The following is a 7,865-nucleotide window of genomic DNA, read 5'->3' on the forward strand; positions in this document are numbered from 1 at the left end:
GATCACACAATGCGCTTCCGCGGCGACAACGCCTCCGCCTTCCCGGACATGGCCGGCCATCGTGGCAAGAGAACGCGGATTGGCTCTTACATGCCTGGGTTATGGGGGGAACTGCCACATGGAGCCGATGGTCGCCCGAATGATCCGCGATTTGCCGGCCGAGATGATTTCCTTGTGCCTCGGAATCAACGTTTATGGAGCCAACAGCTTAAGCCCGCGCACCTTCCTCGCTTCCGTCATCGGATTCATTCAGATCATTCGCGAGAAGCATGCCCGAACGCCCATCCTCGTCATCTCGTCAATTTTTAGCCCGGAGCGCGAAGAGCAGGAGAACGCAGTGGGGTTTACGTTGAAAGGAATGAGGGAGGAACTGGAGAAAGCCGTCCGATTGTTGAATCAGCATGGGGATCAACAGCTGTTTTTTATACACGGTCTGGATCTGCTGAGCGAACGGCATGCGCATCATCTTCCGGATAAGCTTCATCCTGATCCAGACGGATACGAGATCATGGCCGGGCATTTTATCGAGAAATTAGACCGGCTCGGACTCGGGACTCGGATTTCAAGTATATGAGGAACGAATGCCGGGTGAATAGACATGAGCATGACTATGGCGTCGGGCGTTTGGCCCACGATGATTCCGCCCTTTGCCGAGAACGGTGAGATTGACTATCCGGCATTGGAGCGATTGTCGATTGGTACATTGAAAATGGTGTAGACGGATTGTACGCGGTATGCCAGTCCAGCGAAATGTTCTGCCTGACGCTTGAGGAGCGGGTTCGGGAATGAGTAGTTCAATGAAACAACAAAAACGGAGTCCCGCGGGTTTGCGGGCTCCGTTTTCTAATCCGTTTGGATGCGTTATTTTGCCACTGAGACCGTAGCCTGCAGCAAAATCAACTAAAAGAACACGATAACTCTATACTCCACTAGGGCAAGGCCAACAGCATGATTTCGGTGGCCTCGTTGCGAAGGGGAACGATTATATACGGTATGCTTATGCCGTGGGGAAGAGGAACTTTAGTGTAGGGGCCTACGTCTAATCATATAAAGATGTATCCAATGGAGGCTATTATGAAAACTTTTATTTACATGGTACGACATGGCGAATCACCGAAGACAGAAGGAACTGAGAGAACAAGAGGGTTAACAGATCAAGGAAAATCAGATGCTGATCGAATAACTGAATTATTGCAAGGAGAGGGGATCGAGGTATTCGTTTCAAGTCCATACCAACGAGCCATCCTAACCATTCAGGAGTTAGCTCGACGTTCAGGACAAGAAATTTTAGTATTTGAAGATCTAAAAGAAAGAATTTTTTCTAATGAAAACAGCCGAATGCCCGATAAGGAATTATTCCCTTTGTTGAAGAAGTCGTTTGCTGATCCACACTTTGCCTTAACGGGAGGGGAGTCGAATGCAGGTTGTCAGAACCGGGCTATCACGGTCTTGAAACAATTATTAAAGATCTATCGAGGACGGAAAGTAGGAGTAGGTACTCATGGAGCTGTAATGACCTTGATGATGGGGTACTACGACACTCAGTTCGATTTGAATTTTTTACTGCATACTTCCAAACCAGATGTATATAGAATGGAGTTCAATGATCAGGAATTAGTAGAGATTAAGAGATTGTGGAATATCTAGATACAAGGCGGTGAACGATTTTGCAAAAGAAAGCGGTTGCTGTTCTAAGGTTCTCCGAGTGGACCCTGCTTATTTTGTTTATTGGTTTTGCTGTTCTGATCTCTTCGCCCTTCTCGGACATGTTCAGCTTTGGCAAAGATATCCGGCATGCCAAACGAGAAGGTATCTATTTTGATGCGAATACACATTTCCAGACCTACTTTGGTAAGTCTGTACGTTTAGATGGCGTTGTCTATGATCAAAAAGAAATACATGTATATATGACAGGAAAACATTTGGGGCCATACGGAAAACTTCCGAATAAAATTCTAGTTACGTCCGATACCGGTGCCACTTTTGAATCCTGGGGTGGAGGGAGTACAACGAATGCGTTTCGATCAAGAGGATATTATCAGTTTAAAGAGCTGCCTCCCGGAATTAAATCGATAAACATCCATAACGAAGCCTATGGGGAGTCGTTCTCCTTCAACATCTCGCTTCAGGGAGGTGACCCATCATGACAATGGGCATATCACCTAAAAAGCGCATCGTTGCCGGTCATATCCTGCGTTGGTGTGTTATTATCCTCGTATTCCTCTATGTACTTAGAGCACAATACGGAGCTAATCCATGGAGTCTGGAAAGCGTCTCCCGTCAGGCTCTATCGAGTATGGAGCTTCCCGAAGCTTCGATTACATCGATTGTAGACTCGGGGCAAGGTATTCGTCTGGTATTACTTGTGGATCGAGAACATGCCATGATGCATCACTTCTTCATCTCCCGACCGTTCGGTATCTTATGGCAAAATCGAGGCGGCGGCTTTGGCATGCCCATTGATCCCCATGTAATGATAGATTTCAGAGGGGGGATGTCGACTTTTGGGCATTACCGGCATTATTACTATATCGGGCAAGTTAACGATCCAAGAATCACAACCATAAAGGTTACTTGGCAGGATGGATACGTACAGAACGCCACCTTGACTGAAGGTGTCTACCAAGTCACGCGTTCCGTCCGCATTTCCGATGATGATCCATCACAGACAACGAAAACGCGGATGCAGGCTTACGACAAAGAAGGCGTGCCGTTGTATGAATTGACCCCGGAACAAAGGGAAGTCAGGAGCCCAACATAGACCGATCAGCAGCTTTCCCCGGTTCAGGTTCAATGCCGTCCTTCAACTTAAACAGCGGAACGAGAATCGCCACGCCCACGAGGATGAATAAACCTGCGATCACGAACACCGGAACGAGCGAGAACTCGGTTTTGATCACGCCGGATAACATCATCGTAACAACCATTGAACCTGTAAACAGCGGACTCAGAATGCCATTTACCCGGCCGATGAATGATTGTTCCGTATTTTTCATCATCATCGTATTGATTCCGATATTGATGCATGGAAATGCGAGGCCGCTGATGAACTGTAGCCCCAGCGTCACCCAGTAGTCGGTCGAGAGCCCCATGGCGATGATCGTCAAGCTGACAACCGCCATGCTGAACGTCAGAAGCTTCGGCGGCGATACTTTGCTCGAGAAGCTCATGGCCAGCACACCGCCGATAATCATCGCTACGCCGTTGACCAATGCGAACCACTGCAAATAATCTTCCGGCTTCCCCAGCCGCTCCGTAATGAGGAAGATGCCCATCGGCTGAATAAGGCCAAAGCCGAGCCCTACGGCCAAGAACCCGCCACCGAGTTTACGGAGTATAATGCTGGACCGTACATAGCGGAACCCCGCCTTAATGTCCTCCAACAATTGCGACTGTTGTCTCTCCCCTTCGTCTTGACGATCGCGCGGCAGGAAGGCAAGCGAAGCAGCCGACAACAGAAAGGCAACACCCATAATGCCGATTGCCGTCTCGATGCCGTAGCTCTGGTAAACGAACATGCCGACGACCGGACCGAAAATCATAAATACCGCGAACAACGTTTGATACACCGACATACCCTTTTGTACTAAATGTTCAGGCACATGCAGCTTGAACAGCTTCATGCCGGCGGGTTGTGAGAATTGAGATAATATGGTCGACACTAACGTCGCGAAAAATACTACTTTCCACGAACCGTACATCATTGCGAAAAGTATTGCGAGAATGGAAACCGCGCTTAACAGGTCGCAGCTCACCATAGTCCTTTTCGGACGCCATCGGTCTGCGAACGTTCCTCCAATAAACGAAAATACGAAGATCGGCGCGTACTCCGCGACGGAGATGAGCGACACGGCGAAGGCGTCACCATTAGTCATTTCTTTGACGTATAGCAGAATGGCGATATTTCGAACCCAAATTCCGATTTGCAAGAACAACGTGGACATCAATATTGCTTGCACGAACCGGTTTCTTAGTAGCGAAGGTCCCAAAGCAGGCTGGTTGGTATTCATATACCTCTTCCTTTCTATTTCCGCTTTTTCTTGGAGTGCCGTAGTATTCCTTATGAATATTACTAGACGTTCCAATTACCTGAAAGGATCGCCAGGACGAAAGATCACTCCGTCCCGAGACCGATTCTGGTTAGAATTGTTTTCCACGAATAAGAGGGCAACATTACAAAAGTCACCTTGTGTTATAACTATAGTCGTACTTGGATAAACACAAGAGGAGATGAAAGTAATGAGGAAGTTGAAGGGCAAGGTTGCCTTAGTTACGGGCGCAAGTCGAGGGATTGGACGTGCCATTGCGACACGCTTGGCGCAGGATGGTGCATTAGTAGCTGTTCATTATAGAAGTAACTGGGAAGCGGCAGAAGCAGTAGTTCGTGATATTGAGCGGAACGATGGGACTGCGTTCGCGATTGGTAAGGAACTAGGTTCTTCAGAAAGTATAAAAGCTCTTTATGAAGCACTGGATGAAGCATTGGAAGAACGTACGGGCGACACTCACTTCGATATTCTAGTGAACAACGCAGGGATCGCCCTATCAGCCCCCATCGAGGATACTACGGAAGAAGCTTACGATGAAATCATGACAATCAATGTAAAAACACCGTTTTTCCTGATTCAACAAGCTTTGCCACGTTTACGAGACGAAGGTCGAATAATTAACTTGTCGTCCGCTGTAACAAGAATCTCCCTGCCTGCCATTCCTGCGTATAGCATGACCAAGGGGGCAATCAACACATTGACGCTCGCCTTGTCCAACCAATTAGGCCCACGTGGAATTACGATCAATGCAATCCAACCTGGATTCGTTGCCACAGATATGAATGCCGCCATGCTGCAAGATCCTAACGGACGGAAATTCGGTGCTGACTTTTCTATCTTTGGAAGGTGGGGGCAACCAGAAGATGTCGCGGATGTCGCCGCTTTTCTAGCCTCTCCTGACAGCCGCTGGGTAACGGGGCAATTGATTGATGCGAGTGGAGGCTCTCATTTGTAAAGTCATCGCTAATAGACTAAAGTCCGAAAGCACTGTAGCAGGCTTTCGGACTTTTGGTTCAGCAACTCCCATTCTCTGTAATCCCAGTAATGATAAAATTCCCCGGGAATCATAGCACATCTGGATTTTGGTGCCGTCATTCAGAATGAGTGCAATTTTGGAAATACAACTGCTTGTCCCCTCGAATCAATGCGGCGCAGCGGCTTGACCGTTGGCACGCTTGGCTCGCGTATGGGTATGGCTGGGAAGCAAAAGTAGCGGTGTCCCCGCCGATACGAGAGGCCGCCACTAAGGAATTAATCACGGGAGGCTTCGACAATTTTTTGAGCGAGCAGCCGGGGCTCCGTTCGGTAGGTCGTCATATGATCGCCCTGGCCCTCGATGTAGCGGAATAGCCCTAATCGGCTCGACATATGCGGGTGCCAGCCGTAGTCGTTGTTATATTGAGGCAGGGCGGTGTCCTGGTTAAGGAAGATGTAGCTGCGTGGTGTAGTCAGCGTGTAGAACTTTTTCAGGTCCAGCTTCTCGAACAAAGGCACTGCCGGTTCTGGAGGGGTCTGTGTCTTGTACAAGAATTGGGCTTGCTCGGTGGTGGCCAAGTTAGCGAAGGTCTCCCTGAACACTGGGTAGGGGAGTGCGACCGTATCGTCGCTCGACTGCTTGCGGGCTAGCTCGAACAGAGCGCGGACTTCGGGTGGCACTTCGTCAGCTACTGATTCACCATCCTTCAGGACGAACGCATTCATAAAGACGAGGCGCTTCAGCCGATCCGGTATTTGCTCGGCTACCTTCTGTACGATCGTGCCTCCGAAGCTATGTCCGACGAGAATGATCTGCTGCAGATTGCGTGAGGTGATGTAGTCGACGACCGACTTCGTAATCTTCGCATGGGTTACCGCTTTGTTCGAATCCTTGCCATGACCGGGGTATTCCGGTACATAGACTTTATGGCCTCGACGGCGCAGCTCGGCGGCGATGCCGTCCCAGAAGTTGGCGTCCGCCCACGCCCCATGAAGCAAGACGAAGGTCAAGGGTTGCTCATGGATCTTCCGGACCGCGCTCTGCGGGTACCAAGCGGGGTAGGGGGGGAGTCCGTAAGGCCAGGGTTGGTTGTAGGACATCATGTTACCTTTCCTCTCACCATAGAATAGTACACTATATGCCCACTCTTGGGCGTATGTTCAACGATGGAATGAGGAATTCGGTTAATATAGAATCCGCGAGCGCGAGGCAGTCAGCAGAAGCGCCTATTACAAAACACTGCTGCAATTCATTATCGGTTTACTAGTATGCTATGGAATTTAATAAGGAGTTGATAAAAGTTAAAATGAATTCTTTCCTAAGTCATATGGTTAGTGGTATTGCAGCTAATTTAAAGGAAGTAAAAGGAATAGTTTTGAGAGGTTCCCAGCAAACGGATTCAATCGTTGATTTGTGGTCGGACACTGATTTATTAGTTGTATTGAATCATGGTTCGCCTGTTAATGACCAAGAGGTTATCCGAGTTATCAATGAAATCGGAAATGTTGTTGGAAGTGAAGTGCATTGGTACAGTGAACAATCTTTGTTGTATAAATCTGCTATTGAATATGAATCTTCAATTCACTTGCTCGATACGCATATCTGCTCATATGACGAATGGATTTCGACAGAATCTCTAAAAGACCAGCTATCCACAATGGTTTATGGGAATCTTAAACTGGGTGAAAAAATACCAAGTGCGGCAGGGAACTACTCATTTGAATCATATGAGAGTAGTAATACTTGGTTTAAGTATTTTATTGCGATTAAGAAATTTGCAAGAAATGATAATTTAGTAGGCTTACATTTGCTTTTAGATTTGATTAAAGAGTATTTAGTGGTTGAGATGATAGAAAGGGACATTAGACACGAAACTAATATACATAGATTTGGTTATGGGGAACAGTTACCCAACACAATTGAAATGTCCCTTATAGACACCTCTGACAAAATAAAAGTTTTTGATTTTATTGCAAATTTAGCAAATGAATACGATAAAAAGTTAGTCAGCAACATGAATGGATATAAAAGCAGGTATGAACAAGTTGCCAATTACCTTGAAAAGTCAAAGCAGTATATAACGCACTAATTGCAATTCAACTATCGGGAACGTTTGCTTATTAAACACCTTCAAGGCTGCCGGCAGATCGGCAGCCTTTTCTAACCTAACGGACAGAATAACGTATTAACTTCTAGGAGCCCAAAGCATAATGGAGACTCCTACAACACAAACAGCGGCTCCGATCCAATCGTACATATCGGGTGTTTTTTTATCGACCAGCCATCCCCACAGCACAGCAAGAATAACGAATACTCCACCGTATGCTGCATAGACTCGTCCAAATGATGGGAAGCTCTGTAGCGTTGGGATGATCCCGTACAGGATGAGGAATACGCCTCCTACAATTCCATACCATAGTGGCTTGGATTCGCGTAGCCATAACCAAATGAGATAACCTCCACCAATTTCGGCAAGTCCTGCAACGATGAAAATTAAGATAGCTAACAACAAAAAAGATTTCTCCTTTCACTATGAACAAGTACCGGTGGTTTTTATTTTATCAAAGCACTCGGACCAGGTAAGGCATTTACAGTTCAATCCATCATCTAAGATTTGGATCATGGAGTTAATTTGTTTCTTTTTCTCTTCAAGCTGCGCACGTTTTTCTCGCGCCATTTCCTCCCATTGCTCTGATGGCGGGAGTGTTTCGAAACCTTCGAGCAGCACGCCGATTTCTGGAATCGTAAAGCCGGCCAATTTGCCAGTGCTTATGCTATATCCATTCCTACAGAAATATTTCGTATTGGCGAATAAAATCGCTTCCGAGGAACAACAGGCG

At 47.1% G+C, this 7,865-nt stretch carries 10 protein-coding genes; 6 read left to right on the forward strand and 4 right to left on the reverse strand.

From position 1 onward, the window contains the following. The 4 genes from AC1DWB_RS29560 to AC1DWB_RS29575 form a co-directional block, all read left to right on the forward strand. A partial coding sequence (locus AC1DWB_RS29560) for an SGNH/GDSL hydrolase family protein (protein WP_477544685.1) occupies nucleotides 1-574 on the forward strand: 574 nt, incomplete at its 5' end. Between the two features lie 500 nt (nucleotides 575-1,074). Continuing rightward, complete coding sequence (locus tag AC1DWB_RS29565; RefSeq protein ID WP_477544686.1) at nucleotides 1,075-1,647, forward strand: histidine phosphatase family protein; 573 nt, start codon at nucleotides 1,075-1,077, stop codon at nucleotides 1,645-1,647. A 20-nt stretch (nucleotides 1,648-1,667) separates the two neighbouring features. Next, nucleotides 1,668-2,147 (forward strand): hypothetical protein, encoded by a 480-nt coding sequence (locus AC1DWB_RS29570; RefSeq protein WP_477544687.1) that lies wholly within the window; start codon nucleotides 1,668-1,670, stop codon nucleotides 2,145-2,147. Beyond that, nucleotides 2,144-2,761 (forward strand): hypothetical protein, encoded by a 618-nt coding sequence (locus AC1DWB_RS29575; protein WP_477544688.1) that lies wholly within the window; start codon nucleotides 2,144-2,146, stop codon nucleotides 2,759-2,761. Before AC1DWB_RS29570 ends, AC1DWB_RS29575 begins: the two co-directional genes overlap by 4 nt. Here AC1DWB_RS29575 and AC1DWB_RS29580 read toward each other — a convergent pair. Next, on the reverse strand, nucleotides 2,745-4,010 hold the full coding sequence (locus AC1DWB_RS29580) for an MFS transporter (RefSeq protein WP_477544689.1): 1,266 nt from the start codon (nucleotides 4,008-4,010) through the stop codon (nucleotides 2,745-2,747). The genes AC1DWB_RS29575 and AC1DWB_RS29580 overlap by 17 nt on opposite strands. A 229-nt stretch (nucleotides 4,011-4,239) precedes the next feature. On the opposite strand from AC1DWB_RS29580, the gene AC1DWB_RS29585 reads away from it, so the two are divergent. Next, nucleotides 4,240-5,004: an SDR family oxidoreductase gene (locus AC1DWB_RS29585; protein WP_477544690.1), complete on the forward strand. Its 765-nt coding sequence runs from the start codon at nucleotides 4,240-4,242 to the stop codon at nucleotides 5,002-5,004. 296 nt (nucleotides 5,005-5,300) lie between these two features. On the opposite strand, the gene AC1DWB_RS29590 is transcribed toward AC1DWB_RS29585, so the two are convergent. Beyond that, the gene (locus AC1DWB_RS29590) at nucleotides 5,301-6,128 is read right to left on the reverse strand and encodes an alpha/beta fold hydrolase (RefSeq protein WP_477544691.1); all 828 of its coding nucleotides are present in this window, start codon (nucleotides 6,126-6,128) and stop codon (nucleotides 5,301-5,303) included. A 170-nt stretch (nucleotides 6,129-6,298) separates the two neighbouring features. Here AC1DWB_RS29590 and AC1DWB_RS29595 point away from each other — a divergent pair, with 170 nt between their 5' ends. Continuing rightward, a complete protein-coding gene (locus tag AC1DWB_RS29595) occupies nucleotides 6,299-7,114 on the forward strand; it encodes a hypothetical protein (RefSeq protein WP_477544692.1) in 816 nt (271 codons plus the stop codon). A 96-nt stretch (nucleotides 7,115-7,210) separates the two neighbouring features. On the opposite strand, the gene AC1DWB_RS29600 is transcribed toward AC1DWB_RS29595, so the two are convergent. Both AC1DWB_RS29600 and AC1DWB_RS29605 read right to left on the reverse strand, forming a co-directional pair. Continuing rightward, a complete protein-coding gene (locus AC1DWB_RS29600; protein WP_477544693.1) occupies nucleotides 7,211-7,537 on the reverse strand; it encodes a YnfA family protein in 327 nt (108 codons plus the stop codon). 18 nt (nucleotides 7,538-7,555) lie between these two features. Beyond that, on the reverse strand, nucleotides 7,556-7,865 hold a 310-nt coding region (locus tag AC1DWB_RS29605), incomplete at its 5' end, for a MerR family DNA-binding protein (RefSeq protein WP_477544694.1).

The sequence above is a fragment of the Paenibacillus sp. P4_E11 genome, assembly GCF_056401635.1.

Coding starts and splice junctions, on each gene's coding strand:
- AC1DWB_RS29565 (WP_477544686.1), top strand. CDS start 1,075: ATGAAAACTTTTATTTACATGGTACGACATGGCGAATCACCGAAGACA.
- AC1DWB_RS29575 (WP_477544688.1), top strand. CDS start 2,144: ATGACAATGGGCATATCACCTAAAAAGCGCATCGTTGCCGGTCATATC.
- AC1DWB_RS29580 (WP_477544689.1), bottom strand. CDS start 4,010: ATGAATACCAACCAGCCTGCTTTGGGACCTTCGCTACTAAGAAACCGG.
- AC1DWB_RS29585 (WP_477544690.1), top strand. CDS start 4,240: ATGAGGAAGTTGAAGGGCAAGGTTGCCTTAGTTACGGGCGCAAGTCGA.
- AC1DWB_RS29590 (WP_477544691.1), bottom strand. CDS start 6,128: ATGATGTCCTACAACCAACCCTGGCCTTACGGACTCCCCCCCTACCCC.
- AC1DWB_RS29595 (WP_477544692.1), top strand. CDS start 6,299: ATGGAATTTAATAAGGAGTTGATAAAAGTTAAAATGAATTCTTTCCTA.